At 71.9% G+C, this 26,932-nt stretch carries 31 protein-coding genes and 2 pseudogenes; 13 read left to right on the top strand and 20 right to left on the bottom strand.

Going from position 1 to position 26,932, the window contains the following annotated elements:
• Window positions 1-45: 45 nt before the first annotated feature.
• Together AB7F12_RS04205 and AB7F12_RS04200 are read right to left on the bottom strand one after the other, a co-directional pair.
• Entirely contained in the window at window positions 46-1,899 is a 1,854-nt protein-coding gene (locus AB7F12_RS04205; protein ID WP_428502120.1) for a UvrD-helicase domain-containing protein, read from the bottom strand.
• The gene (locus tag AB7F12_RS04200; RefSeq protein ID WP_428502119.1) at window positions 1,892-3,826 is read right to left on the bottom strand and encodes an ATP-dependent nuclease; all 1,935 of its coding nucleotides are present in this window, start codon (window positions 3,824-3,826) and stop codon (window positions 1,892-1,894) included. The genes AB7F12_RS04205 and AB7F12_RS04200 overlap by 8 nt, the downstream gene beginning before the upstream one ends.
• 713 nt (window positions 3,827-4,539) lie before the next feature.
• On the opposite strand from AB7F12_RS04200, the gene AB7F12_RS04195 reads away from it, so the two are divergent.
• The 4 genes from AB7F12_RS04195 to AB7F12_RS04180 are packed head-to-tail and all read left to right on the top strand — an operon-like array spanning window position 4,540 to window position 7,781.
• Window positions 4,540-4,896, top strand: coding sequence for a hypothetical protein (locus AB7F12_RS04195; protein ID WP_428517866.1), 357 nt, complete (start codon window positions 4,540-4,542; stop codon window positions 4,894-4,896).
• Window positions 4,893-6,335, top strand: a complete 1,443-nt coding sequence (locus AB7F12_RS04190) for a relaxase/mobilization nuclease domain-containing protein (protein WP_428502116.1) — start codon at window positions 4,893-4,895, stop codon at window positions 6,333-6,335. Before AB7F12_RS04195 ends, AB7F12_RS04190 begins: the two co-directional genes overlap by 4 nt.
• 40 nt (window positions 6,336-6,375) lie before the next feature.
• Window positions 6,376-6,984 carry a hypothetical protein gene (locus tag AB7F12_RS04185; protein ID WP_428502115.1) on the top strand — a complete coding sequence of 203 codons (609 nt, stop codon included), beginning with the start codon at window positions 6,376-6,378 and terminating at the stop codon, window positions 6,982-6,984.
• Complete coding sequence (locus tag AB7F12_RS04180; RefSeq protein WP_428502114.1) at window positions 6,981-7,781, top strand: hypothetical protein; 801 nt, start codon at window positions 6,981-6,983, stop codon at window positions 7,779-7,781. Before AB7F12_RS04185 ends, AB7F12_RS04180 begins: the two co-directional genes overlap by 4 nt.
• Here the strand turns inward: AB7F12_RS04180 and AB7F12_RS04175 are convergent.
• The 13 genes from AB7F12_RS04175 to AB7F12_RS04115 form a co-directional block, all read right to left on the bottom strand.
• Window positions 7,733-8,320 carry a prepilin peptidase gene (locus tag AB7F12_RS04175; RefSeq protein ID WP_428502113.1) on the bottom strand — a complete coding sequence of 196 codons (588 nt, stop codon included), beginning with the start codon at window positions 8,318-8,320 and terminating at the stop codon, window positions 7,733-7,735. The genes AB7F12_RS04180 and AB7F12_RS04175 overlap by 49 nt on opposite strands.
• Window positions 8,317-11,463, bottom strand: a complete 3,147-nt coding sequence (locus AB7F12_RS04170; RefSeq protein WP_428502112.1) for a LysM peptidoglycan-binding domain-containing protein — start codon at window positions 11,461-11,463, stop codon at window positions 8,317-8,319. The genes AB7F12_RS04175 and AB7F12_RS04170 overlap by 4 nt, the downstream gene beginning before the upstream one ends.
• The gene (locus AB7F12_RS04165; RefSeq protein WP_428502111.1) at window positions 11,460-11,891 is read right to left on the bottom strand and encodes a hypothetical protein; all 432 of its coding nucleotides are present in this window, start codon (window positions 11,889-11,891) and stop codon (window positions 11,460-11,462) included. Before AB7F12_RS04165 ends, AB7F12_RS04170 begins: the two co-directional genes overlap by 4 nt.
• Entirely contained in the window at window positions 11,888-12,331 is a 444-nt protein-coding gene (locus AB7F12_RS04160; protein ID WP_428502110.1) for a TadE/TadG family type IV pilus assembly protein, read from the bottom strand. The genes AB7F12_RS04165 and AB7F12_RS04160 overlap by 4 nt, the downstream gene beginning before the upstream one ends.
• The gene (locus AB7F12_RS04155; protein ID WP_428502109.1) at window positions 12,328-12,738 is read right to left on the bottom strand and encodes a TadE/TadG family type IV pilus assembly protein; all 411 of its coding nucleotides are present in this window, start codon (window positions 12,736-12,738) and stop codon (window positions 12,328-12,330) included. Before AB7F12_RS04155 ends, AB7F12_RS04160 begins: the two co-directional genes overlap by 4 nt.
• Before the next feature lie 10 nt (window positions 12,739-12,748).
• Window positions 12,749-12,955, bottom strand: a complete 207-nt coding sequence (locus AB7F12_RS04150; protein WP_428500337.1) for a hypothetical protein — start codon at window positions 12,953-12,955, stop codon at window positions 12,749-12,751.
• Between the two features lie 31 nt (window positions 12,956-12,986).
• A complete protein-coding gene (locus AB7F12_RS04145; protein WP_428500336.1) occupies window positions 12,987-13,877 on the bottom strand; it encodes a hypothetical protein in 891 nt (296 codons plus the stop codon).
• Entirely contained in the window at window positions 13,874-14,809 is a 936-nt protein-coding gene (locus tag AB7F12_RS04140; protein ID WP_428500335.1) for a type II secretion system F family protein, read from the bottom strand. Before AB7F12_RS04140 ends, AB7F12_RS04145 begins: the two co-directional genes overlap by 4 nt.
• Window positions 14,806-16,200: a CpaF family protein gene (locus tag AB7F12_RS04135; RefSeq protein ID WP_428500334.1), complete on the bottom strand. Its 1,395-nt coding sequence runs from the start codon at window positions 16,198-16,200 to the stop codon at window positions 14,806-14,808. Before AB7F12_RS04135 ends, AB7F12_RS04140 begins: the two co-directional genes overlap by 4 nt.
• Entirely contained in the window at window positions 16,197-16,940 is a 744-nt protein-coding gene (locus tag AB7F12_RS04130; protein ID WP_428500333.1) for a hypothetical protein, read from the bottom strand. The genes AB7F12_RS04135 and AB7F12_RS04130 overlap by 4 nt, the downstream gene beginning before the upstream one ends.
• Before the next feature lie 5 nt (window positions 16,941-16,945).
• The gene (locus AB7F12_RS04125) at window positions 16,946-17,569 is read right to left on the bottom strand and encodes an SAF domain-containing protein (protein WP_428500332.1); all 624 of its coding nucleotides are present in this window, start codon (window positions 17,567-17,569) and stop codon (window positions 16,946-16,948) included.
• Window positions 17,566-18,135: a hypothetical protein gene (locus AB7F12_RS04120; RefSeq protein WP_428500331.1), complete on the bottom strand. Its 570-nt coding sequence runs from the start codon at window positions 18,133-18,135 to the stop codon at window positions 17,566-17,568. The genes AB7F12_RS04125 and AB7F12_RS04120 overlap by 4 nt, the downstream gene beginning before the upstream one ends.
• A gap of 281 nt (window positions 18,136-18,416) precedes the next feature.
• Complete coding sequence (locus AB7F12_RS04115) at window positions 18,417-18,926, bottom strand: hypothetical protein (RefSeq protein WP_428500330.1); 510 nt, start codon at window positions 18,924-18,926, stop codon at window positions 18,417-18,419.
• A 462-nt stretch (window positions 18,927-19,388) separates the two neighbouring features.
• On the opposite strand from AB7F12_RS04115, the gene AB7F12_RS04110 reads away from it, so the two are divergent.
• On the top strand, window positions 19,389-19,610 hold the full coding sequence (locus AB7F12_RS04110) for a hypothetical protein (protein ID WP_428500342.1): 222 nt from the start codon (window positions 19,389-19,391) through the stop codon (window positions 19,608-19,610).
• Here the strand turns inward: AB7F12_RS04110 and AB7F12_RS04105 are convergent.
• Window positions 19,596-19,763: a hypothetical protein gene (locus AB7F12_RS04105; protein WP_428500341.1), complete on the bottom strand. Its 168-nt coding sequence runs from the start codon at window positions 19,761-19,763 to the stop codon at window positions 19,596-19,598. The genes AB7F12_RS04110 and AB7F12_RS04105 overlap by 15 nt on opposite strands.
• Window positions 19,764-19,794: 31 nt before the next feature.
• Window positions 19,795-20,160, bottom strand: a pseudogene (locus AB7F12_RS04100) (hypothetical protein); the annotation flags it as partial.
• Here AB7F12_RS04100 and AB7F12_RS04095 point away from each other — a divergent pair.
• From AB7F12_RS04095 to AB7F12_RS04060, 8 genes and pseudogenes are all read left to right on the top strand, one after another.
• Window positions 20,093-20,488, top strand: coding sequence for a hypothetical protein (locus AB7F12_RS04095; RefSeq protein WP_428500329.1), 396 nt, complete (start codon window positions 20,093-20,095; stop codon window positions 20,486-20,488). The pseudogene AB7F12_RS04100 and the gene AB7F12_RS04095 overlap by 68 nt on opposite strands.
• An 86-nt stretch (window positions 20,489-20,574) precedes the next feature.
• Window positions 20,575-20,754, top strand: coding sequence for a hypothetical protein (locus AB7F12_RS04090; RefSeq protein WP_428500328.1), 180 nt, complete (start codon window positions 20,575-20,577; stop codon window positions 20,752-20,754).
• Between the two features lie 26 nt (window positions 20,755-20,780).
• Window positions 20,781-21,530 (top strand): Crp/Fnr family transcriptional regulator, encoded by a 750-nt coding sequence (locus AB7F12_RS04085; protein ID WP_428500327.1) that lies wholly within the window; start codon window positions 20,781-20,783, stop codon window positions 21,528-21,530.
• 2 nt (window positions 21,531-21,532) lie between these two features.
• Window positions 21,533-21,766, top strand: coding sequence for a hypothetical protein (locus tag AB7F12_RS04080; RefSeq protein WP_428500326.1), 234 nt, complete (start codon window positions 21,533-21,535; stop codon window positions 21,764-21,766).
• 27 nt (window positions 21,767-21,793) lie between these two features.
• Complete coding sequence (locus tag AB7F12_RS04075; RefSeq protein WP_428500325.1) at window positions 21,794-22,069, top strand: TlpA family protein disulfide reductase; 276 nt, start codon at window positions 21,794-21,796, stop codon at window positions 22,067-22,069.
• Between the two features lie 4 nt (window positions 22,070-22,073).
• Entirely contained in the window at window positions 22,074-22,943 is an 870-nt protein-coding gene (locus AB7F12_RS04070) for a cytochrome c biogenesis CcdA family protein (protein ID WP_428500324.1), read from the top strand.
• Window positions 22,944-22,959: 16 nt separating this feature from the next.
• A complete protein-coding gene (locus AB7F12_RS04065; RefSeq protein WP_428500323.1) occupies window positions 22,960-24,147 on the top strand; it encodes a DUF3179 domain-containing protein in 1,188 nt (395 codons plus the stop codon).
• A gap of 14 nt (window positions 24,148-24,161) precedes the next feature.
• A pseudogene (locus tag AB7F12_RS04060) lies at window positions 24,162-24,871 on the top strand (flavodoxin family protein).
• 19 nt (window positions 24,872-24,890) lie between these two features.
• Here the strand turns inward: AB7F12_RS04060 and AB7F12_RS04055 are convergent.
• The 3 genes from AB7F12_RS04055 to AB7F12_RS04045 form a co-directional block, all read right to left on the bottom strand.
• A complete protein-coding gene (locus AB7F12_RS04055) occupies window positions 24,891-25,781 on the bottom strand; it encodes a halocarboxylic acid dehydrogenase DehI family protein (protein WP_428500322.1) in 891 nt (296 codons plus the stop codon).
• 82 nt (window positions 25,782-25,863) lie between these two features.
• Window positions 25,864-26,145 carry an SHOCT domain-containing protein gene (locus AB7F12_RS04050; RefSeq protein WP_428500321.1) on the bottom strand — a complete coding sequence of 94 codons (282 nt, stop codon included), beginning with the start codon at window positions 26,143-26,145 and terminating at the stop codon, window positions 25,864-25,866.
• A 54-nt stretch (window positions 26,146-26,199) separates the two neighbouring features.
• The gene (locus AB7F12_RS04045) at window positions 26,200-26,925 is read right to left on the bottom strand and encodes a cysteine hydrolase (RefSeq protein WP_428500320.1); all 726 of its coding nucleotides are present in this window, start codon (window positions 26,923-26,925) and stop codon (window positions 26,200-26,202) included.
• Between the last annotated feature and the right edge of the window lie 7 nt (window positions 26,926-26,932).

Below are 26,932 nucleotides of genomic sequence, written 5' to 3'. Positions count from 1 at the left end.
TCCGTGCCGACAACTCCTTCGTCGACTGCGACGATCGGTGCCATCTCACTGGGCTATCTCGCGTACGTCTGCGGAATGAAGCAAGGCGTACAAGTCAGACACTCGATCCGTCGCGCCTCGCGTGTGTGCGTGGCTGAACAGCATCCGCTGCTTGGCCCGCGAGATCGCGACGAACAGGGTCGACGCTCCTTCTCGATCGTCGCGGCGGTGACTCCACCAAGTGTTGTCGTCGAGGCCGAGCATGATCACGGTGTCGTACTCGAGCCCCTTGCTCTTGTGAATGGTCAGTAGTGACACGGCATCGCGTCCGGCGAAGTGGTCGAACACGCCCGGCCATGTTGGCATGCCGCTGCACTTCCCGAGCTGGTGGCGGAGGGCGTCGACGGTGCTGTCGAGCAGCCACTTGTCGCGATACGCGGGATGGATGCTGCGGAATGTCGCCGGACCCCCCACGTATTCCAATGCGTGGTCGACGAGCGACCTGGCGCGCGGTTCGTCGGGCGGACAGCTCGCGACGCTCTGCCGCCACCGGTCGACGTATCTGCCGAGGTCCTCGGAGACCTGTCGTCGCTCGACGTCAGCATCGACATCTCGGAGCCAAGTGAGGTGCTCAGTGACCGCCGTCCATGCGCCTGGGTCGCGCGCGCCGGCCATCAGCCTGAGCAGCGGAAGGACGATCCCGGTCAGGGGCGAGGCGAGTAGGTCCTGGAGCGGGACTCCCGGGACCACGTCCTTGCTGTCGTTCCGCACGCGAAGCCCGACCTTCGCGAATGCGTCGGAGATCTCGCCCTCGGCCTGTTCCGACTTCTGCCGGACGAGGAGGGCGTAGTCGCCCGGTACAGTTCCTCGCTCGGCGACGTCATCGTGGATCCACGCCGCGATCGTCTCGGCTTCGTCGCGTCGCCGACGGAACCGCCAGATCCACGCGTGATCGCCGTCGATCGTCGTCGTGGTCGACGACTCCACCACGGGCGAATCACTGTCGATACTCACGGCGACCACGTGCTGCAACGCCACTAGGCCCGTGGAGGAACGGCGGTTCAGGCGGAGGGTGAAGGCCTGTGCGACGAACGAGGACGCGAACTGATCGAAGGCGTCCGGCCGGGCACCGGCCCAGCCCATGATGCGCTGCTTGTTGTCCCCCACTGCCGTCACGACGACGTCCGAGCCGCCGAACAGCGACTCGAGCAGATCGAACTGGGCGTAGGTCGTGTCCTGGAATTCGTCGACGAACACGTACGGGAAGCTGACCCGGATGGCACGCGCGAGCGGAGCCGAGGCCCGCTGTGCGAGCTCCGCGAGCCGGTTGATCATGAAGAAGGTCAGTTGTCCGGTCGAGACCGGATCGTTGCTGGACCACCAGGCGGCGATCTTCGCGGCGTGCGAATCCGTGGGCCGGTCGGTGTCGCTCAGGCGGTGCCGGCCCAGGACCCTCGACTCGAAGTCGAGGCCCGCTTCTTCCGTCACCTCTGAGTTCGATGCGAGAGTCTCCAATAAAGTCCTGCCGCGCACGTTCGGCACCTTGATCCACTCGTAGTCGGGGCGGGGCCGGTGCTCGGGCGGAAGGCACAGCCGGAACCGGTCGAGCATCGACTTCGCGAAGGCATCGAAGGTCATCGAGACGAACCGGCGGCCGAGGGCCGGGCCGACGCGGGAACGGACCCGCTTTCTGAGGTTGTCGGCGGCGTCCTTCTTGAACGAGATGGCGAGGATCCGCTGCGGCGGCGCACACCGTCCGGTCATCAGTAGGTAGGCCGCTCGCTGGGCGAGGAACTCGCTCTTTCCCGCGCCGGGTCCGGCCTTGACGTATGCGTTGCCCGGGTGGCGGACGGCGTCCATGGCGGCGGGCTCCAGGTCGTCGATGCCGACCGGGGCCCACTCGTCAGTCGGCTCAGGCATCGGCCACCTTCTCGATGTAGCCCTGCACGTAACGAAGGAGAGCCGTGATCTCGGCCGGTGCGTGCGCGGCGAGTCCCTGGTCTGGGATGACGGCCAGCGCGCGGGCGTGGGTCGAGGGCTTGCCCCGCCCGAGGAACAGGTAGCGGTAGAAGTCGTAGTCGAGTCCCGCGACGGGCGCCCGCTCCTCGTACCCGCTGCCGAGCACCGAGTTCTGCGCGTCACCGCGTCCGCCCGGTCCGTACTGGCCCGGCTCGAGCTGCCGGTACTCGTCGGGAAAGGCGGTCAGCATGCTCATGTCCAGGTCCAGCGGGTCGCAGAAGAAGATTCCGTACTCGCGCAGGTGCGTAACCCACGCCGTCAAGACCGCATCGTGTTCCGGGGTGCTGGGCTCAGCGCCGGCGAGCGACTCCGCCGACAACGGGCCCTCGCCGTACACCGCCGCGTCGGGCCGGTACTTGCCGAACTCCTGGACCGCGGTCCTGATCCGCCCGATTCCTGCAGCGTGGCGCCCACGATCAAGGTCGAGCAACGTGGCGTGCGGGATGTCGAGGTCGGTCAGCAGCTTCCACAGGTGGTTGACGTGCCGCCCACCCAGCGGGACGACGGCAACGCTCGACCGGTCGACCGGGATCCCCAGCGCGTCGCCGATCCTCGGCAGCACGGCTTGCTCCGAACTGCCCTCACCAAGGATCACGAAGCTCGCGAAGTACATCTCGGGGAAGCGCATGATGGCTTCCTGGACGTACTTGGCCTCCACTTCGGGGTCGGCCGGCAGGGTGATGCGTCTGATGAGCGAGCGTCCCTCGTCGTACCGGAAGTAGCGGACCTGATTCGGTCGGATCCGCGACATCACGCTCGCCGAGTGGCTGGAGATGACGGCCTGCACCCGATTCCGTCCCGCAAGGTCCTGCAGTTGCCCGACAATGCGGGCGAGGTAGAAGGGCGAGAGGTTGTTCTCCGGCTCCTCGACCGCGACGATGGTGAGCGCCGGCAGCTGCAACCCGGCGCTCTCGAATCGCTCGGCGTCGGCGGCGGCGACCTGCTCGACGTCGATGGTGGCGGACGTGAGGGCGAGGTAAAACAGCGACCGCTGACCGTCGCTGAGGTCGTCGACGTCCCGCTCTCGGCCCTCCTCGTCAGGTCGCAGGAAGAAGGACGCCCCGCGGACGAACTCCTCGAGCCGCACGTCGATCGCCCGGATTCCCAGGTGGGCATCGGTGTTGGCCGAGTGGACCTCCTTCCACCTGGAGTCCATCGCAGCCACGATCGATTTCAATCCCTTCTCGGCGGCGAACACGTCGCCGAGCGCCTTCCCGGTCGTGTTGAGTGCCGCCTTCAGCTCAGGGGACCACTTGATCGCGTTCCAAAGACGGCCCTTCATGAGCGCTCCCACTTGGGACATGGCGTCGCGTACGGCAGGGACGTAGACGACCTGCAGGTAGCTGCGCTCGTGCAGGGGGAGCGGGAACCGGTTGTCGTCCGACGGCTCGTCCTCGAACGAAGTGATCGCATCAATGCGCGAGTCGATCAGGCCGTCGAGGCCGTTGTCCTGCCAGGTGGCCTCCAGTCGGACTCGGCATCGCATGTCGCCGTTCACATCCGCGCAGACGTGTTGGAAGAACGCGGGAACGCCTGACTCGGCCGCCGTCTCGTCTTGGTCCAGCTCCGGGAATGACAGGTGCACCTCGATCGAGAGTCGGCGCTCGGCAGCTGGGCTCTCACCCCGCCGGACGTGGAAGTCACCCCGTCGAAGATTCCGCTGCGCGGTCGTCGAGCCGAACACCCGGAGCAGGGCCTGCATGGCCGCGGTCTTCCCGGATCCGTTTGCTCCTAAGAGTGCTGTGAGGTCGGGGTCGAGGTCGATCTCGGTCCGCTCGCCGAAGCAGCGGAAGCCCTCGACGACGAGTCGGTCGATGCGCACGGTCATTCAGCTCCTGTGTTTCTCTGGCTCGATTGTCTTCGCGCGGCGTCACTGATCCGCTACACGTAGGTGGTGGTCGGCGGTACGACCCCGGCAAGGCAGGTCGCGGCCCATCTCGCGGCGTCGGTGACCGCGGTGTGATCACGTACCATCAGACGAACGTCCGGCCAGCCGGGGTGTGTTGCCGTAGACACCCGGGGTGCAGCACGATCGACATCCAGCGCAGCGGGCGGGATCGGCACCGTGCCGTGGCGATCAGCGATCGGATCCGGTGGACGGCGAGCCAGCTCGGCACGCCTTCCCATTCGCTCCGTGCTGCAGCGCGTGCGGGGTGACCTGGCCAACCGGCCTCACGTCGGATGCGGGCACCTAGCACCAGCTGTGGTCGAACCCGCAGGCGATCGGGCATGATCATCAGAAGTCCGTACGAAGCGGACGCGATACGGGTTTCAGCGACCGAAAGGCGTCGGGTTCGTTCTGAAGGCAGATCATGCAGGCTGGACCCGTGGACAACGGGGCAGCGAGATATCGACCTTGCGATTCTTTGAAGGTGTGGTCGATGCGTGGTCACCGCGGAACGGGGGCGTTCCTTGGTCGGCGCGGTCGCGAAAACGCGCAAATGCTGCAGGCCGCTGATTGAGAGGAATCGTTCACGATTTGTAATTCGCGGTCGCCCGTGACCACGCTCCCGCAGCGCCCGGCTGATGTCATCGGCGGTCATGGAGCGCGTCATCGGGGAGGGTTCTGCGTCGGCGCGTCGTCGGCTGCCGGCTGACGGCCGTCGGGGGCGTCAGGTCGTGGTGCGGTTCTCCGAGGCGGAGCTGGTCCTGATCCGGGAGCGCGCCGCGGTGGCTGGTCTGGCGGTGGGTGCCTGGATCGGTGAGACGGTGCTCGGCGTCGCGCTGCGCGGTGCAGATGACCCGATTGGCCTGCTGGACCTTGTGCGGCTGCACGCGGACGTCGTCGCCGTCGCGGGGGTCGCGGGTATCCGGCACGAGGACGTAGCGAAGATGCTTGTCCGGCTCGATGCCGCCATCGACGCGGTCGTCGCCGCGAGCGAGAGCGCACCGCGGTGATCACGAAGGTGGTTCGTGGGTGGCGGGTCGGCGGGCTGATCACCTACCTGATGGGACCCGGCCGCGCGCAGGAGCACGTGCAGCCGCGGGTGGTGGCGAGCTGGGACGGCCGGGACGCCGCGTGGCAGCCACCGCAGGTCGGCGAGGGTGAGTTCGACCGTGATCTTGGGCCGCTGATCCGGGCGCTGCGCGCGCCCGCGGTGGCGGCCGGTTTGCCCGAGCATGGCGACGAGGGCAAGCGCGGGTATGTGTGGCACTGCTCGGCGCGCGTGGCGGCGGCGGATCGTGTGTTGTCGGACGCCGAGTGGGCCGAGGTTGCGCGGGATCTGCTCGACGGTGCCGGTGTGGCCGCGCGGGGTGACGCGGGTGGGCCGCGGTGGGTGGCCATCCGGCACGCCGATGATCACATCCACATCGCGGTGGTGCTGGTGCGGCAGGACACCGGTCGGCGGATCTGGCCCGCGCACGACTATCCGCGGTTGCGGGAGGCGGCGCGGGGTGTGGAGCGGCGGCTGGGGTTGACCGTGACCGCGCCCGCGGACGGGACGGCGGCGAAGGCTCCGCAGCGGGGGGAGCTCGAGAAGGCTCGCCGGCAGGGGCGCCTGCCTGCGCGCGTCGAGTTGACCAGGGCCGTGCGCGCGGCGGCGGTGGGAGCGGAGAATCTCGTCGGGTTCCTCGCCGCCCTGCGCGCTGACGGGTACCTGGTCGAGGTGCGGAGAGGCCCGTCGGGTGACCCGCTGGGTTACAAGATCGCCCGGCCCGGGGATGTCAGCGCCTCGGGGGAGCCGGTGTTCTACAGCGGCAGCAAGCTCGCTCCCGACCTGTCGCTGCCACGGCTGTTGCGCTCGTGGGAGTCGGCCGCGCGGGGGACGGAGGCCGCGGCGCCGCTCCAGGCGGCGCGACGGCGGGTTGACGCGGCCCGCGCGCTCGTCGGCTCGGTCCGGCACGGCGGAGCCGAGCGCGATGCGCAGGGCATTGCCCAGGCCACGCTGCCCGTCCTGTCGGCCGTCGGTCTCTGGTCCGACGAGCTCCGCGCGGCGGCCGAGACCTTCGACCGGGCCGCGCGCTCACCGCGTGGCGTTGCCAGCCGCGAGGGTGCGCGGGCCGCAGGGTTGCGGCGGGTGGCGCGCCAGCTCGTCCGGCAGCGCCGGATGCTCGATGTCCGTGACGAGCCCGGGGCGGCCGCGGTCGCCCTGGTCGTGGCGCTGTCGGCGCTGGTTCGTGAGATCGCCGCCTGGCAGCAGGACACCAGCCGGCCGCACCAGGCGGTCGCCGCCTCCGCGGCGGCGGACGCGCTGGACCGGTGGGCGGCGCACCGGGCCATCCCGAGTGCGCGTGACGCCGACCTGGTCGACCACGGGTTCACAGCGCGTCGACCACGGCTCGAACCACGTCCCGACCGAGGGGCGCGGCGACCCTCCATATCGCCTCGCGGCTGATTCGGCCGCCGGGTCGGCGAACGGGTGGAGGGTGGCGCGCATGTCAGGCAGCGGCCAGGCGATCAAGGTCGTCGTCTCGCTGGTCGGCCCGCAGGACATCGCGGTCGTGGCCCACCGGCCGGGCACCGATGGTGCCGCGATCAGCGTGCGGGTCGGTGGGTCGTTGATCTACATCCATGACGCGGAGACCGCCAGCAGTTTCCATCGGGCGTGGCAGGCAGGCGCCCGGCAGGCCAGGTCGTTGCCGGTCCGGTCGGATCCGACGCGGGTGATGCCGGTGGCTGGTGTCGCCGAGCCGGCGGTGATGATGGAAGCAGCGGAGGCTCCACCGGCCGGGGCTCGCTTGGACCAGGCGCCCGGCCGGAGGACCAGCCTGTGGGTCACGCTCGGCCGGATCGGGTTCGATGTGCGGGACCATGCCGCTCTTCGCTCGACCATCGTGGCGTTCCGACGGGCCGATCACCTGGCCGCATCGGTGTTCCCGCCGACTGCGGACGAGCGGGCCTGCGATCAGGCTGCCCGCATGGCGGCGCGATTGTTCGCGACTCCGCCCCGTGTTCCGGCCACCCCGGCGAGGGTCGCGTCGAGGCCGACCCCGCCGGCGAGAGCGCTTCCCGCCGCCCGGGCGGCAATCGAGAGGGCGACGTGACCACGCCGGACTACCCGCTGATGGCGTTGGGGAGCTACGAGACCTATCAGCTCGCGCACATCGCCACCTACATCGCCGAGCGGCTCGGCCGGCACCACCGGTCCGGTCGGGGTCGCGACGGGCGAGTGGCGCGCGCGGAAGCGGTGCGCGACATCGCCGGTGCGGCCACCGCGCTGGGCAACGCCAACGGCAGGTCGATCCCGGACGACGACCTGCCTCGCCCTCTGGACATGGACACGTTCACCGCGGCGCGACAGCTGCTCGCTACCGGGCCACGGTCCGCGGACGTCGTCGCCTTGGCGGGCCTGGGCCAGGCCGGGTTCGCGGTCGTCGGGCACGTTCCGGGGCTCGGCGCCGTCGGCGCCACGGCCGCGTCAAGGGACATCGTCGATGCGCTGCGCACGCATTTCCTCACCCGGCCGTGTGACGAGCTGGCCCCGTGGGCGGTTACCCGGACCCCGCAGCGGGTCCCGACCCTGCCCCAGCAGGTCGACCTGGCTGCGTTCGTGGAACACCTCGACCCCGCCCGGGACGACGACCGCGCTGTGGCGCGCAATCTGCGCGGCGACAACCGGCGTACGGACGCGGCCATCCGCGGCCGCTTCGCCGGTGTCGATCTTGATGCCCCGGCTGTCGTCGCCCCGCCGGCGATACCTTCCGACTCCCGGCCCCGTGGCGTGGTTCGCCCGCGGCGCCCGGCCGCTGCCAGGGCGCGCGGGCGCGCACCGGGTATCCGCCGGCCGGCTGGTCAGAGCGCCGCGGCGCCCACTGTGCCGACGACCAGCGCCGGCCCGTAGGGCACCAGCGCGGAGCGGTTGGTTGCCCCGATGCCGACGATGAACGCGGTGACCGCGACGAGCACCGACATCGACACGACCCCGGTGACGATCGCGTCGTGCCGGACCAGCACGACGGCGAGTGTCGGGACGAGCTTGGCGTCGCCCCACCCGAATCCGGCGCTGATCAGCATCTTCAGCATGACCGCGACGCACCCGCCGGCCAGAGCGCTGAGAACGGCGGTGGCTGCGACGCCTGTGGAGACCCCGGCCAGCACCGTCACGGCCAGCAGCGGCCAGGTGAGAACGTCGGGTAGCCGCCCCTCGTGGACGTCCACGACCGCCGCGGCACACCCCAGCACGGCCAGCGGCAGCAGTACGACCGCGCGCTCCGGCGGGAGGGCGAGGACCAGCCCGGCCATCAGCCCGGCCACCGCGGAGACGGCGGTGACCTCGATCGGCCGGAGCCGGAGGACGGTTCGCACGGAGTGCCGGGCGATCAGCAGCACCGTCGGTCCGGCGAGGACGGCGACGGGGACCGTGCTCCCGATGCCGGTCATGGACGGGGACGGCGTGGGCCGGCGGGCAGCAGGTCATTGAGCACGGCGAAGCTGTCGGGCGCGAGCTCCTCCGGCACGTCGAAGCCGCGGGCGTCGAGCAGGACCGCCGCGTAGAGCTCCAGCTCGGACTGGTTGTCCTCGGCGTGCGCGATGCGCATCAGGTCGGTCAACGGGCGGTCGAACGCGACGTCGATATCGATCATCCGCGCTCGCTCTGCCGCCCACCGGGCCAGCCCGAGATCGCCTGCGCCGAGCGCGATGTCGACGAGCTCGTGCGCGGTGTCGACGATGAAGCCCGGTATCTGCAGGTCGTGACGCTGGTCGTGGTTGTTGAGCCAGCCGTACCCACCGGGTCGCAGCGAGCTGAACACCGGCCCGCGCACGAGGTTCAGGGCCGCCTCGTAGTCGGTGGTCGCACCGGGATGGCCCGCCTCGTGGCGGGCCTGGCCGCGCTTGCGCAGCCGCCGGAACAGGTCCCAGTCCAGCAGGTGGCCGCGGAGCCGGTAGCTGCTGTCGTGCTGCATGTCGCTGACGAACGACGCGTCCGGATCGCCGTTCAGCCCGTGGCCGGCCCACTTGCGGGCCCCGTAGAGCGCGTGCCGAAGGGTCGCCGGGCTGATCCGGCGACCGTCGGGCCACAGGTCCGTGACGGCCTTCGCCGCGGTCACCCCGGCCGGGTGCAGGCTCAGGTAGACGAGAACTTCGGCGAACCAGGTTCTGCGCGTTGTGGGAGTCGGCCCGGGCGCGGCGATGGTCGGCTCGCCGAGGATCGCGATCATCGGTCTGGACGGCGGGCCGGTGTGGTGCCATGAGGTGAGGTCGTCGTCCAGGCCGGGGTCCTGGTGGTCGACGATTGTGAGTCGCCGGATGGCCGCTGGATCTGGGGCGGAACGGGTCGGCAGCTCGGAGTCCTCCGCGCTGCCGGGTTCGGGATTGCTCTTGGCAGGCGAATCCGACGAGAGGGGATCGCCGGTGCCGAGGGAGCCGTCCTCGTTCATGTCCGCGGCCCACGGTTCGGCGGAGGCTGTCGGACCGACGGGAACCGCCGGGGCGTTGGTGGGTCCGAGGATGGCCGCGAGGTGGGTGCCCGCGTTCTCGGTCAGTTGCGCGACCTCCCACGGGCCGTCGGTGACGTCCGGCAGGTCGAGTAGCCCGTCATCACCGACTCGCAGATCGGGGTGGACGGCGTCGATGACGACCACGGCGATCGCGTTCCGCTGCGGCTCGGCAGCCAGTGCCTCCAGCCGGGCGCGGTGCCCGTCGTCAGGTTCCTCCGTGGCGAGCAGCACCGTGGGCAGCCAGGAGTCGGAGGCGATGTCGCGCAGTCGCCCTTCCACGACCGTCTCGATCTGCCACTGGTCCAGCGCGGCGCGAACCGTCGAGGCTCGACGTTCGATCTCCGCGAGCGCGGTGTCGAGGTCGGGTGCGGTGGCCAGACGATCGGGGTTGAGGGTCACGACCTCCTCCTCGAGGCCGACGAGCAGGACCTCGACGTCCTCCGCAGTGCCGCTCGTGGCCAGCTCGGCGGCGAGATGGCGCAGCAGCGCGACGCACCGCGCCCGATCACCGCTGATCCGCAGGACGCCGCGCTGTTCGAGGTCGATCATGAGGGTGCGGTCGTCGTCGGTGGCGATCGACACCAGGGTCGGGAACGGGGCGCAGCACCCGGCGACCTCCGCGGCGGGTTCCGGCAGCGGGTCGTCGGCGTCGAGGCCCCACACGCCGTCGCCCGGCTCGACCGCCGTGAACGGTGGCGGCAGCCGGGTCTCGGTCGAGGTCGCGAGGACGGCGTCCGAGGCGGTCAACCGTGCCGAGACCAGCACCGGTGCGGGCGCGCCGTCGTCGATCTCCCGGTCGGGGTGGGCGAGCGAGCGCAGGGCCAGGTCCAGGTGGCGAGCGGCGGACACGGCTCCCTCGTGGGTGTCGGGTGTGTTCAGCGACCATTCCACGCGTCCGTCATCGTCCGCGGGCACCGCGATGCGGTGTCGCTGGGGGCGGAGCCGCAGCTGCCGGCGGCGGCCCACGAGGAGCGACGCGAGAACCCCGCTCGCGACGAGCGCGGACACGCCGAGCGCGGTGACCGCGAGAGCCGGTCCTGAGTCCTCGCCCCGGTCGGCGGTGTCGTGTGTGGTGGCTGTCGATCCGGTTGGTGCCTCGACCGGCGTGGTTGACGGCCGCGTGGGGTCGGACGTCGGCACGTCGACCGACGGAGGCCCTGGAGGTCGCGATGTCTCGGGTAGGGGGACCGCTGTCGTCGGGGATGCCACGTCGGGTTGCACGACTTCGTCACCGGGTGGGAGGTCTCGCGACGGTGCGGGGTCGGGAAGGACGAGTGTCCATCCCGGTCGGATCAGGTCGGGGTCGGCGAGGGACTCGCCGCCGGGTTGCGGCACGGAGATGCTGGCCGCGAACACCTCGTCGGACCGGGTGGGATCGCCGAGGTGTTCGCCGGCGATCCCGCTCAGGGTGTCGCCAGACTCCACCCGCACGGTTGCTCGGGCGTCGGGAGGCAGGACGAGGCGCCAGCCCACGACGAGCTCCGCCGCCTCGGTGAGGCGCCCACCGTCGGGCTGGATCCGGCCGGCGTTGAGGTCGTAGATCTCGCGCCAGCGCAGGGGGTCGCCGAGGCTTGTCTCCGCGATCCGCCACAGGGTGTCCCGACGTTCCACGGTGTGCACAGGTCCCGCCGGTACCGCGTCGACGGCTCGGGCGGGAGCGGCGACGGCGGGTTCGGACACGGTGGCCGTCAGGACCGTCGCCGCGGCCGATGTCGCGGGTGCGGCCATCGCCGGGCCCGCACCGAGTATCGCGGCGACCAGCGCGGCCGCGATGCTGCGACCCAGCCGGAAGCCGGGCAGGTCGATCCGCGGCGAGGGCCGGTTGGTCACAGCGGCGGCCAACTCGAGCACGATCGAGGCGGCGAGCACCACCCACGTTCCGGCAGCGACAACGGTGAGGAACCCGATCAGCGCGGTGCCGTCGTCGGGCGCCAGCAGCATGTCGACGACAGACGTTCCCGCCGGGAGGCCGCCGTCCAGCAAAGAGCTGCTCAGCAGCCAGAGAGCGATCGGGACGCCGAACAGGATGCCGATGGTGACCGCCGCGGCGGCAACCGCGGCGGCGATCCGGGACGCGACTCTCATGACGCGCTTCCTTCCGGAGGTACCGGGACCAACAGAGCCTCCGCTGCTCCTGTGCTGGTGACTTCGTTGTGACCGACCAGGCCCAGGAGCACCGTGGGGTGGGTGACGCGGGCCTCGACCCGGATGCGCTGCGGACCGATCACGGTGACGGTGCCGTCGACCCCGGCAGCGGCCAGGTGTTCCTGGGCGGCAGCGACGGCGGCCGCCGGATCGACGGCGGTTGTGCCCCGACGCAGCTGGTTGATGTCGAGTGCCTGGCCGGCGGCCCGTGCGGCCTCCTCGGCGACCGAGTCGGCCGTCGCGAGGCCCTGGGCCGCTCGCACACCGTCGATGCCCAGCCCGATCGCGGCGAGCAGCGCGAGCGCGGCGATCGCCATCGGCGCGCTGACCGCACCCCCGCCGCGTTCCCGATCCTGGTGAGTTGTCATGCCCGCTCCCGCCAACGGTCGATCGGGCTGACCGCGTTGGCTTCGATGGTCCGGGTGCCGGTTGCCCCGGGCAGGCCGAGGTCGGACCAGTCGACGTCGCACCGCACCGTCGCGGTGACCGAGGCGGGCGTGCCCAGCGGCGCGGCGAAGCCCGCGGTATCGAGCGTGATCCGCAGATCGGCGCAGCGCAGGCCCTGTTCGGCGAGGCCGGCTTCCGCCGCCTGCCGAGCTGCCACGGTGGCGGTGCCCGGCTCCCGGTGCAGGGACGCCACGCGGGCGGCGGAGCGCGCCGCGTGGTCGGCGGCCGCCTCCGCGGTGACCAGGCGGCCGCCCGCGATGGCGAACGCGAGGAGCAGCCCGAGCACCACGGCGAGGACGGCCGCCTCGACAGACGGGCTCCCTCCCCGTTCGCCCGCGTACTCCGGCATCGGCGGCCTCACGGGGCGACCCTCTCGACGCCACCGACAGCCTCGCGGCTGATCGCGAGCGGTACGCCCGGCACCAGGGACAAGGCCGACCCGGTGACCCGCACGCGGAGGATCCCGCCGTCGTCGTCGAGCGACGCGGTGACGACGACGTCAGTCAGGACGGTGCCACCGGCGCGGGACAGGAACGCCTCCGCGTCCCGCCGGGCGGCATCGGTGGTCGACTCCGCCAGGTAGGCGCGCCCGGACCGCAGCCCGTCCTGGGCGCCGGTCAGTGCCAGCTGGCCGGCGTAGAAGATCAGCGCGACCTGCACCACCGCGAGGATGAGCCCGATGAGGACGACCCAGAGCAGCGCCATCTCGACGCCGGTGGCGCCGCCACGCTCACCGTCGTCAGCCGTGCCCGGGCGCAGACAGTCCACAGCGGGGCACCTACTTCAAGGCGCCGAGCTTGTTCGCGATGAACGCGCCGACCCCGGCGGCGATCGTGCCGGCGATCACCGCGCCGGCACCGATGTGCATGCCTTCGTCGGAGTTGCGGCCGCCGCCGCGCTCGTCGAGCGGTTCGAGCCGCAGCCGGACCGCCCAGATCATCCGGTGGACGAGGTCTCGGGTTCGGGTGCAGAGTTCGTGGATCATGTCGGGTTCCTTCCCGGTCGGATCGCTGTGGTCAGACGGTGGTGAGCAGTGCCGCTCCAGCGGGGAAGAGCACCCAGGCGGCGATGAGGAAGACCTGCAGCGCGCCCGGGGTGCTCATCTGCCCGCTCGCGCGGTTGGCCTCGGCGTGCTCGTCGGCGAGCAGCTCGTCGCTCAGGCTCTCCGCGCGGGCCAGGAGCGTCCCGACGACGGCCGCGCCGTCCTGTCCGGCGGTCGCGGCGATGGCCGAGAGGTCGGTCAGCTCGTCGATGTCGATGCGCTCGCCGAACCTGCGCAGCCCGTCCCACGGCATGTCCCCGGCGCGTTCGGCGAGTTCGAGTTCGTCGCGCAGACGCCGCATCGGCCAACTGTCGGCCAGCAACTGTCCGGGCACGGTCAGCGCGGTCGAGACTCCCGCCCCGCCTCGTCGCAGGAGGCTGACCTGCTGCAGGTAGGCGACCAGTGCCGAGCGCAGCTGCTCGCGGGCATCGTCAGCACGGTCGCGGATGCGGCGAGCGTGTCCGGTCCAGCCGACCAGCAGGCCCACGGCCGTGAGACCGGCCGGGACGACGAGCGGTAGTCCGGTGTCGAGGAGTGTCAGCACCGCGGCGAGCGCCGGACCTGCAGCGGCGAGCCCGGCCGCCGAACCCGCTGCGGTGACGAGGAAACGGTCCCGGCTCAGTCCGAGCAGCACCAGATCAGCGGACGGCACGTCCACCGGCAGCCGGCGCAGCAGCGGCAAGAGGATCCGCGCCGGGTCCCGTGCCCCGTCGTTCGGCTCGTCCGGTCGAGGCGTGCGCTCGTCGAGTGCGGCGAGGGCGTCGACCAGCACCGGGTGCCGGCGGCTGCCCGCGACGAGCGCGAGCGCCACCGCGACGCCGATGAGGCCGCCGCTGACCAGCGCCAGCCCCGCACCGCTGTTCACGGCGCACCCGTCTTCGCGAACTCTCCAGAACTCCCGAAGAACCGTGGCGCGGGTCGGCCCAAGCCCAGCCGACGCATCCAGACCAGCAGGAACGCCGACCCGGACAGCAGGACGGCCATCACAGCCTGCCCGACGGGTGTGTTGTAGGGCGCGGCGAAGTTCGGGGTGAGGCCGATGAGCACGAGTAGCGCAGCCTGGATGATCAGCAGGATGCGGATCGACTGCCTCGACTCCGCGCGGGCGGCCTCGATGTCGCGCCGAGCGCGCACATCTCGTGCGACCCCGTCGGCGAGCTGACGCAGAACGCCGGCGATGCCGCCGCTCTGCTGGTGCAGAGCGAGGAGCAAGGCGGCCGCGACGACGTCGCCGGTGCGGTCGTCGACGTCGTCGGCGAACTCGCGCATCGCCGCGGCGTGGTAATCGCTCCGGTCCCCGGCCCCGTCGCGCAGGCGGCGGGCCAGCGTGCGCACCGCCGGGGCGATCGGTTCGTCGACGCGAGCCGCGGTCGTGACGACGGCCTGCGCCAGGCCGATCGCCCCGCCGCCGCTGAGTGTGTCGGCCATCCGGCGACACCAGCCCTCCAGGGCCTCGAGCTTCTCAATTCGGGCGCGCACGACCCGCGTCGAGCCCAGCAGCCATGGCATCCACAGCCCCGCGACGGTCGTCGCCAACCCCGCGACCGGCCAGCCCGACAGTGCCCACACGACGACACCCGCGACGGCCCACCCCAGGGCCCGGCGCCGTCGATCGACGTGGGGCCGCGCGGGATCACCGGTGACGGCCCAGGCGCGGCGGAGCCGCCGTGTCCATGGTGACGCTGGTGCGGCGACAGGCCTGCCGTCGGTCGAGCCGCGCCGGCCCGTGACGAGCAGCGCGACGGCCACCGCGACGCAGCCACCTGCCGCGGCGGCGGCCAGTTCGGCCGGCGTCACCGGGTCCACCCGCTCGGCTCGTGCAGGAATCCGAGGTCGATGCCCGCCTCGTCGAAGGGGCGGCGGTTCTGCGGGAGCAGCTGGAAGACCGCGCGCGGATCGTCGCCTGGCGCCGGCGCGAAGACGCGGTTCATCGCGACCCCGCCGCCCTCCCCGACGGAGGTCACCTCCGCGACCTCGGCGACGAACCGTGCCCGCCGGCCTCCCGGGGTGCTGGTGTGGCGCAGGTGGACGACGTAGTCGATGCCCTGCGCGGCCAGCCTGGTCACGAACGTGTCGGACCACCCCGCCCCGGCGCCCTTCATCGTCGCGGTGACGAGTCGCTCGAACGCCTCGGCCGCCGATCCCGCGTGCAGCGTGCACATCGAGCCGGGCATGCCGGCGTTCATGGCCTCCAGCATGGGTAGCGCCTCGGCGCCCCGGACCTCGCCGACGATCACGCGGGTGACCGACATCCGCAGCGTCTGGTGCAGCAGGTCCGACAGCGTCATCTCGCCCGCCGGGCGGCCGGTCGCGGGGTCGCGCTCGGTCGACCCCGAGCGGCACTCGGCGGCGTAGAGCAGCGGGTGCTTGTCCGGCAGGCGGTGCAGGTTCAGCTCGAACTCGGTCTCCAGCGTCGCGAAACGTTCGTCCGGGCTGATCTCGCGCGCCAGCGCCCGCAGCAGCGTGGTCTTGCCGCTCGACGGCATGCCCGTGACCAGGATGCTCCGACGGGCGTTCACCAGCGCGGCGAGGAACCGCGCGAGCTGCAGCGACACCGTGTCCAGACGGATCAGGTCCCGCAGGCGGACGTCGACGAGCTTGTGCTTGCGAATCGTCACGACCGGGCGGGGGACGACCTCGCGCATCGCGGCCAGACGGGACCCGTCCGGCAGCTGCATGTTCAGGCACGGCTGGGCAGGTGAGAATGCCCGCTCGGAGCTGCCGTGGTGGGCGGCGATGTGCTGCAGCTGCTGCACCAGGTCGGCGTCGGTGTCCGCCACGGGTACCCCGGCGGTGCGAACCGATCCGTCGGACATTCGCAAGACCGGCAGGTCGCACCCGGTGATGTGGATGTCCTCCACGCCTGGCAGGTCGAGCAGTTCCTGTATCCGGCCGAGCCCCCACAGCGAGTTCTCCACCGCGCGGGCCATGGCGCGTTCGGTCGCCTGGTCGAGCTGTGGTTCGCCGTTCACCGCGCGTCGTCGAGCCTCGGCGTCGAGTTCGGCCTGGATCCAGGCCAGCACGAGCTGGCGCTGATCGGTCGGGTCGAGCGCGCGGCCGTCGAGCTCCTCGGCCAGCCGCGCCAGGACGGCGGCATGGATCCGCCGGGTCGACGCCTGGTCCACCGCGGGCCCGGGCGGTCTCCGGGACCCGGCACGCTGGGACACACCGTTGATCCCGCGCGTCATGCCGCACCTCGCCGGCCGCCGGATGCCGCAAGCGCTCCCGCGAGCCCCCGGGCCTCGCGTTGTAGGGGACTGCGCCCGAAGCCGCGGCCCGGCCGATCCCCATCGCTCCAGACCGCCGCGGCACGCGGGTCGTCGGGCAGCTCGCCCAGCAACGGCAGTCGGCACGCCCCGGCGATCTCCGCCGCCGGGTACGGGGCGCCCGCGTCCACGACGAGCACCGACACCCGCGGATCCCCAGCACGTACCTCCAGTTCCTCCTGCAGCAGCGGCGCGATCCGCGACGCCGCGCGGACCGCCCGCAGCGAGGAACCCGTCACTACGACGATCACGTCGCACGCCCGCAGCAGCGGTGTCACGCCGTCCGCGACGGCGAACCGCCCGCAGTCCGCGACGACATCGGCACCCGGCAGGCGCGCCAACGCCGCCCCGATCCGGGACCACGGCAGCGTCGAGGCCTGCCCGACGCAGCCGATCCCGGCCAGCACCGCTGGCGAGTACTCGGTGGGCCGGTGCACCCGGCGACCCAATGCCGCGTCGAGATCCGTCGAACGCAGGTCGACGACGGCTTCCATGATCCCGGCGGTGGGCGGCCACTCGCCGTTGCCGAGTCCGGCCCGGACGTCACCCCCGAACGGGTCCGCTTCCAGCATCAGCGATCTGCGCGGCCACTGCGACGCCAGCGCGAGCGCGGACGTCGTCACGCCCGGGCTGCCTTTCGCCGAGACCAGTCCGACCAGCACGCCGCTCACCCCCGCCCCAGCAGCACGATCGCCACGCGGTCGTCGACGGATGCCAGCGCCAGCTCCTCCGCGTCGGCCTGCGGCACGAGCACGTCGACGGTGCGGCGGCCCGACACGTCGACGTCGCCCGCCCGGACGACCGTGGCGCGTCTCGGCGGGGACCCGGTTCCGGTGACGACCAGAACCTCGTCCCGCGGGGCAAGCGTCGCGGAGGGCGCCCGCCCCGCCTCCACCGACAACCCGACGACCGCCTCGCCGGGAGCGGGAACGCGATTCGACGTCACCGAGTCCGGTGTCACCGTCTGCCCCACCCGCAGGTCAGTGGCGGCAAGCTGCCCGACCACGGTGCCGACGTCGTCCCACGCCACCGACATCAGTCCCGAGTCGAGCGGGAGCTGGATCTCGCGCAGGTCGGTGAGCTGGACGACCGAACCGAACGGCAGCGGTCGTGCCATCACCACGACCCCCTCGCGCGCCACGGCGCCGCGGTAGGCGTAGGCACCGAGCAGCGCGCCGATCACGCCCAGCGTCACGGCCAGCAGCAGGCGCCGCGACGAGCGGCGGCGACGCAGCGGACGAGGGGCCGCGGCGTCCCCTCGTTCCGGGTTGCGGGTCGCTGTCGCGGTCATCGCGCGCCTCCGACGAGTACCTGGACCTCACCGACGCCCAGGGTCGTATCCGCCGATACGCGGACGGTCTGCTCTCCGGCGACCGGTACCCCGCCGCTCACCCCGGTCCACGTCACCGTCCACACGCTGGTGGCGGTGACCGTCCAGCGGCCCGCGCCACCGGTCCGCTCCGGCAGGGAGCGCAGTTCGTAGGTGTAGCCGCAGTCCGGCGAAGAGCCCACCTGCCCGGTCCAGGGTGTCCCCGGGCCTGTGCACCGGACGTCGGCGCTGGGCGGCCCCATGGACCACTCGACCGCGGTCAGCCGACCGGTCGCCGTCACCCGCGCCGCTCCGGCGGTCGCCGTGGCCGACACCGGGCCGGTAGAAGCGACGTCGTCCTCGATCCACAGCCACACCGGCACCCCCACGTAGCCGGAGCCCTCGACCGAGGTGCGTGGCTCGGGAGGGTCGAGCAGCAACTCCTCGATCGCCCGTTGCGACAGGGCCTGCGCGACGGCCTCGGGGTCGGCGGCCTGCCGGGCGCCAGCGGGCAGGGGACCGAGGAAGTCGGCGGGGTTGGGTGCCACCTGCTGAGTCCACCCGCCGTCGCCGAACGGCACCGCCTGCAGGCGAGGTCGTTCCCGCTGCGGTGGTGTCGCGGAGTCGGCGCCAGGATCGTCACCGCGGGGATCGGAGGCTCCCGAGGGCTCGTCGCGATCCGGGGCAGCGGGACGTCCCGGACGACCCGGATCGACGGCGATGACCAGGCAGCGGCCGTGGCTGTCGGTGACGGCACATCCGGGCGGTTCGGGACCGCCCGCCGCTGCGACGATCAGCATCGGCAACACGACGCTCAGTCCCGCTGCGGTCAGCACGGCTCCTCCAACATCGGTTCGGTGCGGTACACCAACCACCGGTCGCCGCTCCGAACGACCTCGGCGCGGAAGCGGTAGCGGGGCGCACGGTTGGCCAGGTCGTCGAGCACCTCGCCGGTGGCGTCCGAGACGAGGCGCGAGTCGCCGAGCTGGACGCAGTCGACGACCTCGACCCGGTCGTCCGCCGCGGTGCCGACAGCGGGGGATCGGGTCACGGCCCCCTCGGTGTGCGCCGGGAAGTCGGCGTAGTTCCGGACGTCCGCGAGCAAGCTGTCCAGCGCGGACCCCGACGCCACTCCTCCAAGCTCCGCCGTCCAGTCACGCTCGCCCGGTGCGGAGAACGCCTCCTGCGACACCGACCAGTAGCGCTCGTACGCGAGCAACGCCTGCTGCGACGCCGTGGTCGGCACGGGCTCGGCCGGTGTCGACGTCGCGGTGCAGCTCGTCGACAACACCGCGGCGAGCAGCAGTGGCAGGAACGCGATCCGTTGCGTTGTGGTCACGCGACCCCCTCGTGTCCTGGACGAGTCGATGATGCGGTCGGACGTGGTCGTCGCGTTGCTTCTCCGTGGTTCCCGCGTGGTCACCGCCGGTCGTGACGCCGGTCACAGACGTACCAGTGCGTCCGGGACTTCGTGGGCGAACGGGACCGTGTCCCTCGAATGGACCAACGTTGACGGTCGAAGGCCGCGCGGCCCCACGGGAACGAAACGCGCTCCGTGTGGACCTTGCCTTCTCTCACTGTCGCCTCGATGTGGTTGCGGGGCGCCCCGGGGAGCACAGGTTCTCGTCGTAGCCAGGCGACGATGCGGTTCGATGCCGCCAGGGAACGCGTAGCGATGAGGGCACCTCGGTGGCCGATGAGATCGGGTGAACCGGCTGTTGATTCATGATCAACGGATCGGTGTCCTCGCGCTGCGGCCAGCCGCCCCGTCAGCGCGGACGAAGCGCAGACGGAGTACCGCGTGCCGGCCGATCTCGTGCCCACCGTGTTGGGCCAGCTCGACACCCTCGCCCTCGCACCGACGATCTATCTCGCCCTGGTGGCGGTCGTGGCCCTGGCCGCGGTGACGAACAACACCGGCCGTCGCCGAGCAGCGATCAGCGTCCTGCGGCTCCTGCTGCCGCGCCGCAGGCCGTCCGACCAGGACAATCCGCCTGGTCCTGGTCTTTCAGGCGATCCGTGAGGCCCCGGCCGGCGGGGTGGTTAGGTCGGTCAGGGTACCGGCGGGGGTGAGGTCGTAGTCGCCGAGCGCGGCGATCGCGGCGCGGACGTCGGGGTCGGTGACGGCGGTGATCAGCGGGCGGGCGGCGCCGAGCGCGGCGCGGGGTAGGGCCATGTCGTAGGACTCCCAGGCCAGCCGGGATGAACTTGAGCCCGAGCTCGGCGAGGGTGGCGCGCAGCCCGAGCGCGGCGTCCGCGATGCGGGAGGCAACCGCCAGGGCGATCTCCAGGTGCGAGGTCAGTTCGCCCTGTTGGGCCGTCGTCGTGCGGTTACAGCGCGCACCGGGGTCGAAACGACTTTCGTCGGTTGTGTATCCCAGGTCACCGACAGCCTCGAATGGCCGGGGCAGGTTGTCCGCACATGGCCTGCACCCGCGGGTCCGAGAACAGGAGTCGATGATGGTCTCAGGTGTGCGGACGGGGGCGGCAATGCTGACCCGGGCGATGAACGGTGTGCTGGCCGGCCTCGGGGGCGGGCTGGTGTTCGGCGCGCTGATGGCGATGATGGGCATGTTGCCGATGGTGGCGATGTTGGTCGGCTCTACCAGTGCGGTGGTCGGAGCGGTGGTGCACTTGGTGATCTCGGCCGGTCTCGGCACGCTGTTCGCCCTGGTGGTGCCGTCGCTGAGCACGGGGATGATGGTGGTGGCCGGTGCTGTCTACGGCGTGGTCTGGTGGGTACTCGGCCCGCTGCTGATCATGCCGACCCTGCTGGGCATGACACAGATGATTTTCACTGTCGACTCCGCGGCCCTCATGAGCCTGGTCGGGCACGTGCTGTTCGGGGTCGTCGCCGCCGGCGTGCTGCTGGCGTTGCGCCGCCGCGCCGTCCGGGCGTGATCGGCCGGCTCCCGCTGCGGGTGTTCGTCTCGGCCGGTTGCGCGGCGTGTCGCCGGGCTGCCGAACTGGTCGAGACGGTGCGGCGGATGCGGCCGTCCCAGCCGATCGAGATGATCGATCTCGACCACCACTCGGCTCCGGTGCCCGATGGGGTCGTCGGTGCTCCGACGTTCCTGCTCGGGCAGCAGGTCGTGTCACTGGGGAACCCCACTCTGGAGATGTTGCTCGCCACACTGGACGCGACGGCGCCGGCGACCGGGTCGTGACGAAGCTGCGGGCGGAGGTGCCGGGGGTGGATGAAGGTCATTACTGCCTATCGGAGGTCGCGCTGTTCCGCGACCTGTCACGCCGGGACATGGCCGCGATGGCAGCGGCCGCGCCGATGCGGACGGTGGCGACCGGTCAGGTCGTCTACGACCCCGGCCGCCCGGTCAGCGTGCTGTTCATCGTCAAGACCGGCCGATTCCGGCTCCACCGGGTGCTGGCGCACGGCCGAACGGTCACCACCGCGGTCCCGGGTCCGGGTGCGATCTTCGGCGAGATGGATCTGCTCGGGATGAGGATGGGCGGCACGTGGGCGCAGGCGTTGGAGCCTGGCGACCTGTGCCTGATGAGTCGTGGCGACGTCCGCTCGATGTTGCTCGGCGATCCCCGGATCGCGATGCGGATCGCCGAGCAGCTCGGCGCCCGGATCGCCGATCTGGAGCAGCGACTGGCCGACCTGGTGGGCAAGTCGGTGATCGAGCGCACGGCCCACACGCTGGGTGTCCTTGTCGGCGCGGCGCCTGCAAGCGGTGATCCGGGGCCGGTTCGGCTGACCCACGAGCAACTGGCCGGGCTGGTGGGGGCCACCCGCGAGCGCACCACGACCGCGCTCGGCGAGCTCGCCGAGCGCGGGCTGGTGTCACTGCACCGCGGCCGGATCCGGATCCGGGACCGGGCGGGGCTGGTGGCGCTCGCCGACGGCGCCGCGCGCGGCGACGCGACCGGTGGCCGATCGGAGGGAAGCAATGATGGAGACGAGGGGTTCCCGCGGTCGTGAGCATGTTTTCGAGATCGACCCGCGGCGGGTTCGTCCTGCTCGTCGCGCTCACGTTGGGTCTGTCGGGGTGTTCCTCGGGTGCGGGCCCGGCTTCGGCTCCCGGCGCCGGGAGCGCGCAGGAGGTGGCGGCGGTCGGCCCGCTCGCCTTCACCGGGGCCACCCTCGACGGCTCGATGCTGGATGCGGCCACGCTGGCCGGGACTCCGGTGGTGTTGTGGTTCTGGGCCCCGTTTTGACCCTCGTGTCGGGTCGAGGGACCCGGCGTGGCGGCGGTCGCTGCCGAGTACGAGGGACGCGTCACCTTCCTGGGGATGCCCGGACGGGGCGCGGTGGGGGAGATGCGGGAGTTCGTGGCCGACACCGGCACCGGTGGCCTGACCCACATCGTGGACGGCGACGGCGCGCTGTGGCAGCGCTTCGAGGTCTTCTCGCAGCCGGCGTTCGCGTTCATCGGTGCCGACGGGACGGCGCGGACCTTCTCCGGGAGCCTCGATCCCGAGTCGCTGCGTCAGGCTGCCGACGAGCTGCTGGCCGGGTGAGGCGGTGAGCACCGCAGCGCTGGCGTTCGCCCTCGTTGCGGGTGCGGTGGCGGCGTTCAACCCGTGCGGGTTCGCGCTGCTGCCGGCGTATCTGGGGCTGCTGGTCTCCGACGAGGCGCCCGGTGGGCGGGCGGCGGCGATACGTCGGGCTGCTCGGTTCGCCGCGGGGATGACTGTGGGTCTCGTGGCGGTGTTCGGGCTCGTCGGGGCCGTACTGGCTCCGCTGGCGCTGTCGATCGAGCGCTACCTGCCGATCGTCACGGTCGTGATGGGCGTGGTGCTGGTCGGGTTGGGCGGCTGGCTGCTGGCCGGGCGGCAGCTGGGGATCCCGGGGCTGGCCGGCCACGGGTCGGCGCCGACGGCGGCGAGCTGGTTCTCCCAGATCGGGTACGGGGTGTCGTTCGCGCTGGCCTCGCTGTCCTGCACGATCGCGCCGTTCCTGGCGGTCACGGCGGGGGCGCTGAGCAGCGGCGGTGCGCTGGGGGTGGCCTCGGCGTTCCTGGCCTACGCGCTGGGCATGGGGATCGTGGTGCTGGTGCTGGCCCTGGCCGTGGTCACCGCGCGGACCTCGTTGGTCGGGTCCATGCGCCGGGTGGGGGCGCTGATCAGCCGCGGGAGCGGGGTCCTGCTGGTCGTGGCGGGTGCCTACGTCGCGTGGTACGGCTGGTTCGAGATCCGGGTGCTCGCCGGGGCCACCACGTCGGACCCGGTGATCTCCGCGGCGGTGTCGGTGCAGTCTGCGGTGGCGCGCTGGGTGAGCGGGTTCGGACCCGCCGGGCTGCTCGGTGTCGCCGCCGTGCTGGCCGCGATCGGGGCGGCGGCGGTGCTCGCGCGCCGGTCCCGTGCGGCGCATCGGGAGGAGCGGGTCGGATGAGGACGGCGGCGGTCCGATGAGGGCGGCACTGGTGTCGACGGCCCTGGCGGTGGTCGTCCTGCTGGCGGCCTGCGCGGCGCCGGAGCCGGCGCCGCCCCCCGGGTCCGCCCCGTCCGCGGTGACCCTGGAGCCGGTGACCGGATCGCCCCGCGAGGAGGTGCCGTCGGCACTGGACCGGATCGACGACCCGGCGCTGCCGGCACCGCTGGTGGACCCGGCCCGGGTGATCTCCGGCGGGCCGCCGCCCGACGGCATTCCGCCGATCGACGAGCCCACCTTCTCCCGCGCCGCCGAAGTGGACTGGCTGGCCGACGACGAGCCGGTGCTGGCACCGGCGATCGGCGCTCCCGCCCGGGCCTACCCGGTACAGATCCTGGTCTGGCATGAGATCGTCAACGACACCATCGACGGGCGCCCGGTGGCGATCACCTACTGCCCGCTGTGCAACTCCGCGCTGGGCTTCGACCGGCGCCTGGGGGAGCGGCTGCTGACCTTCGGCACCTCGGGCAGCCTCTACCAGTCCGACCTGGTGATGTACGACCGGCAGACCGAGTCGCTGTTCTCCCAGCTCGAGGGCCGCGCGATCGCCGGCGTGCTCGCGGGGGAGGAACTCGACCGGGTCCCGGTGCAGACCATCACCTGGGCACAGTTCCGCGACGCGAACCCGGACGGGTTCGTGCTTAGCCGCGACACCGGCGTCGACCGGGACTACGGCGCCAACCCCTACACCGGCTACGACGACCCGTCGTCGCAGCCGTTCCTGTTCGACGGCGAACCCGATCCCAGGCTGCCGCCCAAGGAGCGTGTCGCCGGGCTGGGCGGGGACACCGACCCGGTCGCCGTGCCACTGCCGGCCCTCGTCGAGGCCGGTGTCCTCGAGCTTCAGGTGGCCGGGCGGCCGGTCGTCGTGTGGTCGGTGGAGGGGCTGCGGTCCGCGCTGGACACCCGGGAGATCACGCGGGGCCGCACCATCGGGGCGACGGGGGCGTTCGACCCGGTGCTCGACGGGCGGCGCCTGAGCTTCACCCGGACCGCGAGCGGGGAGTTCACCGACGCGGGGACCGGTTCGACATGGAACGTGCTCGGCCAGGCCGTCGACGGCCCGCTGACCGGAGCGCGGCTCGACCCGGTCGAGCACGTGGACACGTTCTGGTTCGCCTGGGCGGCCTTCCACCCCGGCACCCGCATCACCGACATCCCCTGACCCTGGAGGCACCTGTGACCGGCCCCGACGTCGACGGCCTACGCGCGCTGTTCGTCAACTGCACCCTCACCCCGTCCCCGGGCCGCTCGCACACCGCGGGGCTGATGGCGATGAGCACCGCGATCATGGCGGCGAACGGGGTGCACGTCGACGAGGCCCGGGCGGTCGACCACCACCTGGCCCCCGGGGTGCAGCCGGACATGACCGAGCACGGCGCCGACCGCGACGACTGGCCGGCGCTCTACGAGCGGGTCCGCGCCGCGGACATCCTGGTGCTCGGCACACCGATCTGGCTGGGGGAGAAGTCCAGCGTGTGCACCCGGGTGGTCGAGCGGCTCTACGGCAACTCCGGCGAGCTCAACGACGCCGGGCAGTCGTCGTACTACGGAAGGTCGGCGGCGTGATCGTCACCGGCAACGAGGACGGCATCAAGCACGTCGCGATGAACGTCCTGTACTCGCTGCAGCACCTGGGCTACGTGATCCCGCCGCAGGCCGACGCCGGCTGGATCGGCGAGGCCGGGCCGGGCCCGAGCTACCTCGACGAGGGCTCCGGTGGCCCGCAGAACGACTTCACCCGGCGCAACACCACGATCATGTCCTGGAACCTGGTGCATCTGGCCGCGATGCTGCGCGCGGCCGGCGGGATCCCGTCGCACGGCAACGACCGGAACGCCTGGGCGGCGGGTGCCCGGTTCGACCACCCCAACCCCGAGTACCGGTGAGCCCGTCCGGCCTGCCGCGTTACCGCGCCGAGAACGGTGAGGACGCCGCGGCGTCGCGCCCGTCGAGGGACTGCGTGCAGCGCACCATGTCGATGGTGACGTCGAGGATGAAGCGCTGGAACAGGAACAGCAGCCCGGTGATCGCCGCGACCTCGGTCTCGGTGCAGACCGCGAGCGCCTGTTCGGGGGAGAGCCCCGCCGGGGCCGGGAACCGCCGGACGTGGCTGCGGGCGCGTTCCAGGAGGGCCAGGGCGGTGGTCTCGTAGGGGGCGCTGCGGACCACCGGGCCCAGGACGTCGTCCAGGGCCACCTCCAGGAAGTCCGGCCAGCCGGCGAGCACCCGGAAGTCGCTGGACGGGCCGTGGTGCAGGTGCAGGTCGGTGACCCTGGTCAGCAGCCGGCGCACCCGTTCGTCCGCGTCACGCGGGTCCACCAGGTGCAGCGCTGCCATCGACTCCGGCGGGCCCGCCGGCAGCGTCGCGGGTTCGGACCGGTCGGGCGTGGTGCCTCCGCTGGAGCGTCCCTGGATGCCCTCGCACCAGGCGGTGATCAGCAGCAGGTACTTGACGTTGCCGTAGTTCAGGGCGTCCAGTGCGCGGCGGACCTGGCCGATCCCGGCCTCGTCGAACCCGAGCTCGGCCAGCCGCGGGCGCGGGTCGGGCGGGTCGGCGACCGGCAGCACGGCCAGGGCGCGCAGGTCGTCGGCGGCGCGCTCGAGCCGGTCGGTGCGGAAGACGGGTGCGGCCGCCTGCCAGGCGGCCGGGACGAACCCGCCGAACACGGCGAGGCTGCGCGCGGCGAACATCACCCACGGCACCCGCAGGACCGACTGCATGTCGTCGTAGCACCGTCGCAGCGCGCCGCTCGACTCGGAGTACTCGACCTGCGGGAACTTCGGTCCGGCGCTCATCGCGGCCCGCTGGAGATCATGTTCCGATCATGCCAGCAGGGGGCTGTCGGAGGGGGAGCGACGGGGTCCACTTCCGTTCGCTTCACGGTCTGCTCAGCGCCGATCGTCGACGCTGGTACTCGTCGTCGTCGATCTCACCGGCGGCGTAGCGCCGCTGCAGGATGTCCGCGGCGTCGGCGCCGTCCCGGAGCATCGACTGGTCGCCACGGTCGTGGCGCAATCGGCGGACGAGCCAGATGCTGGCGAGCACCGCGGCGACCAGTACGGCCAGCACGGTGGCGATCAGGACGACGGCCCAGATCCCCATGGCCGCCATCATCCCGCCGCCCATCATGTCCCCGCCCATCATGGCGATCCCTGGCATGCCCGTTCTCCGTTCCTCGTTCTCGACCCGTTGTGAATCCGGTCCGTGGCCGGATCAGACCTTGAGTTCCTGGACCGCGTCCTGGGTGGTGACCACGGCGCCGGCCAGGAAGCGGAAGTTCGTGATGGCGGCGGCGTAGCCGTCGCCGAGCTCGGGGTGGTTGGCCGCGGCGGTGGCGTCGGACACCACCGTCACGTCGAAGCCCATCTCGAGCAGGTCGCGCAGGTGGCTCTCGACGCACAGGTTGGCCGACATCCCGGCGAGAACGACCTTAGAGACGCCGCGCTTGCGCAGCTGCAGGGCCAGGTCGTTGTTCTGCGGTCCGTAGACCTTGTGCGGGCTGGTGATGACGGTCGTGCCGTCGTCGAGGTAGGGCTTGTAGCGCTCGAGCCAGTCCGCGCCCGAGCCGGGAAGTCCTTCGCCGGTGAGCGGGCTGGTGCGGTCGAACATGTGGATCTCGTGCATCATCTTCTCGAGCGTGCCGCCGAACAGCCACTCGTGGTCGGTGGGGTAGTAGAAGTGCGGGGAGACGAAGACCGGGTAGCCGCCCTCCTTGGCCGCGACCAGCAGCTGCTCGATGTGCTCGACGGTGCCGTTGTCCTCGACGCTGGCGCCCACGAGCTGCCAGGTGGCGCCGTCGGGGCTGAGGAAGTCGTTCTGCGGGTCGGTCAGGACGAGGGCGGTGTCGGTCGGGTTCACGTCGATCTCCTCGGTGGTCGGGGCCGCGTGGCGCGGCCTGCTCACTTGCAGGTGCCCGACCTGGAATGCGACAACCGCCATGTGTCAG

Source organism: Pseudonocardia sp. (assembly GCF_050250275.1).
Taxonomy (GTDB): domain Bacteria; phylum Actinomycetota; class Actinomycetes; order Mycobacteriales; family Pseudonocardiaceae; genus Pseudonocardia.
Note: the sequence above shows the minus strand (reverse complement) of the source record. Positions and strands in the feature narration are given on the sequence as shown.

What these genes read in the sequence shown, in the direction of transcription:
- AB7F12_RS04165 (WP_428502111.1), bottom strand. Translation starts at nt 11,891, where the DNA reads ATGACAACTCACCAGGATCGGGAACGCGGCGGGGGTGCGGTCAGCGCG.
- AB7F12_RS04090 (WP_428500328.1), top strand. Translation starts at nt 20,575, where the DNA reads ATGCGGCCGTCCCAGCCGATCGAGATGATCGATCTCGACCACCACTCG.
- AB7F12_RS04095 (WP_428500329.1), top strand. Translation starts at nt 20,093, where the DNA reads ATGAACGGTGTGCTGGCCGGCCTCGGGGGCGGGCTGGTGTTCGGCGCG.
- AB7F12_RS04195 (WP_428517866.1), top strand. Translation starts at nt 4,540, where the DNA reads ATGGAGCGCGTCATCGGGGAGGGTTCTGCGTCGGCGCGTCGTCGGCTG.
- AB7F12_RS04105 (WP_428500341.1), bottom strand. Translation starts at nt 19,763, where the DNA reads ATGGCCCTACCCCGCGCCGCGCTCGGCGCCGCCCGCCCGCTGATCACC.
- AB7F12_RS04050 (WP_428500321.1), bottom strand. Translation starts at nt 26,145, where the DNA reads ATGCCAGGGATCGCCATGATGGGCGGGGACATGATGGGCGGCGGGATG.
- AB7F12_RS04045 (WP_428500320.1), bottom strand. Translation starts at nt 26,925, where the DNA reads ATGGCGGTTGTCGCATTCCAGGTCGGGCACCTGCAAGTGAGCAGGCCG.
- AB7F12_RS04185 (WP_428502115.1), top strand. Translation starts at nt 6,376, where the DNA reads ATGTCAGGCAGCGGCCAGGCGATCAAGGTCGTCGTCTCGCTGGTCGGC.
- AB7F12_RS04055 (WP_428500322.1), bottom strand. Translation starts at nt 25,781, where the DNA reads ATGAGCGCCGGACCGAAGTTCCCGCAGGTCGAGTACTCCGAGTCGAGC.
- AB7F12_RS04150 (WP_428500337.1), bottom strand. Translation starts at nt 12,955, where the DNA reads ATGATCCACGAACTCTGCACCCGAACCCGAGACCTCGTCCACCGGATG.
- AB7F12_RS04135 (WP_428500334.1), bottom strand. Translation starts at nt 16,200, where the DNA reads ATGACGCGCGGGATCAACGGTGTGTCCCAGCGTGCCGGGTCCCGGAGA.
- AB7F12_RS04080 (WP_428500326.1), top strand. Translation starts at nt 21,533, where the DNA reads ATGTTTTCGAGATCGACCCGCGGCGGGTTCGTCCTGCTCGTCGCGCTC.
- AB7F12_RS04125 (WP_428500332.1), bottom strand. Translation starts at nt 17,569, where the DNA reads ATGACCGCGACAGCGACCCGCAACCCGGAACGAGGGGACGCCGCGGCC.
- AB7F12_RS04205 (WP_428502120.1), bottom strand. Translation starts at nt 1,899, where the DNA reads ATGCCTGAGCCGACTGACGAGTGGGCCCCGGTCGGCATCGACGACCTG.
- AB7F12_RS04065 (WP_428500323.1), top strand. Translation starts at nt 22,960, where the DNA reads ATGAGGGCGGCACTGGTGTCGACGGCCCTGGCGGTGGTCGTCCTGCTG.
- AB7F12_RS04200 (WP_428502119.1), bottom strand. Translation starts at nt 3,826, where the DNA reads ATGACCGTGCGCATCGACCGACTCGTCGTCGAGGGCTTCCGCTGCTTC.
- AB7F12_RS04175 (WP_428502113.1), bottom strand. Translation starts at nt 8,320, where the DNA reads ATGACCGGCATCGGGAGCACGGTCCCCGTCGCCGTCCTCGCCGGACCG.
- AB7F12_RS04170 (WP_428502112.1), bottom strand. Translation starts at nt 11,463, where the DNA reads ATGAGAGTCGCGTCCCGGATCGCCGCCGCGGTTGCCGCCGCGGCGGTC.